Annotated in this window: 1 pseudogene; it reads left to right on the plus strand. The window is 71.0% G+C overall.

Annotation, left to right across the window (positions count from 1 at the left end):
- Positions 1 to 113: 113 nt before the first annotated feature.
- Positions 114 to 1,376: pseudogene (locus G3O00_RS42565) on the plus strand (AMP-binding protein); the annotation flags it as partial.
- Positions 1,377 to 1,485: the final 109 nt, after the last annotated feature.

The following is a 1,485-nucleotide window of genomic DNA, read 5'->3' on the forward strand; positions in this document are numbered from 1 at the left end:
TCGCTCCGTTCTGCAGCTGTGCTTCCCAGTCCGGTTCGATGGCCGCGAGCGTGGGCGCCATCTCGCTGAACAGAACAGGCTCCTCGCCGACGGCCAGCCATCCGCGCGGCGCCTTGATCATGATCGGCGCGCAGCGGTTGAAGCGCCTGCCGGCGCTCGCCGCGCTCGTCGGCGCCCGCGCGATGCTGATCGAGGAACTGGCCGACGCGATCCACGCGCCCGGCACCGACGCACCGGCACCCGCCCCCGCCGGCCGGCCGGTGGACGACGATCCCGCCGCGCTGCTCTACACGTCCGGCTCGACCGGCAAGCCGAAAGGCGTGGTCGTGTCGCACCGCAATCTGGTGTCGGGCGCGTTCAGCGTCGCCGCGTACCAGGGGCTGGCCAGTGACGATGTCGTGCTCGGCGTGCTGCCGCTCAGCTTCGACGCGGGCCTGAGCCAGCTCACGACCGCGCTGGCGTCCGGCGCGTGCTATGCACCGCTCGACTTCCTGCAGCCGGCCGAAGTGCCGCGCCATTGCGACGCGTTCGGCGTGACGTCGATCACCGGCGTGCCGCCGTTGTGGATGCAGCTCGCGTCCGCCGGCTGGAGCGATACGGCCCGCACGCGGATCCGCCGCTTCGCGAACACCGGCGGCCATCTCGCCACGCCGCTGCTGCACCGCCTGCAGGCGCTGTTCACGAACGCTTCGCCGTACCTGATGTACGGATTGACCGAAGCATTTCGCTCGACGTACCTGCCCCCGGCCGACGCCGCACTGCGCCCGACATCGATCGGCAAGGCCGTGCCGAACGCCGAAATCCTCGTGCTGCGCGCGGACGGTAGCGAATGCGCGGCCGACGAGCCCGGAGAACTCGTGCATCGCGGCGCGTTCGTCACGCTCGGCTACTGGAACCGGCCCGAGCTGACCGCGCAGCGCTTTCGCCCGCTGCCGCGCCGGCACGGCGAGATCCCGCGCCCCGACGTCGCCGTGTGGTCCGGCGACATCGTGCGCCGCGACGCGGACGGCTACCTGTATTTCGTCGCGCGCGGTGACGACATGATCAAGACGTCGGGCTATCGCGTCAGCCCGACCGAAGTCGAAGACGTGCTGTTCGCGCTGCCCCACATTCGCGAGGCGGCGGTGTTCGGCGTCCCGCACGCGTCGCTGGGCGAAGCGATCGCCGCATGCGTCGTATCGACGCTCGACGCCGACGCGTGCCGCGCCGACATCGCACGCGCTTGCCGCGACGCATTGCCGACCTACATGAGCCCGCTCGTCGTCGAGCCGCTGCCGGCGTTGCCGCGCAACCCGAACGGCAAGATCGACCGCCCCGCGCTGAAAAACCAGTATCGCGACGCGTTCGCGCGCACGAACGAGGAGACCGCCGCATGACCCTGTCGACGCTCGATGAAACCTGCCTCGGCGCGCGCCGCGTCGCCGAGCCCGGCACGCTTGCCCTGTCCGGCGGCGTCGTGGTGCTGCCGCCTTCGGTCGTGTTCAG

Source organism: Burkholderia sp. Ac-20384, from assembly GCF_017104605.1.
Lineage (GTDB): Bacteria > Pseudomonadota > Gammaproteobacteria > Burkholderiales > Burkholderiaceae > Burkholderia > Burkholderia lata.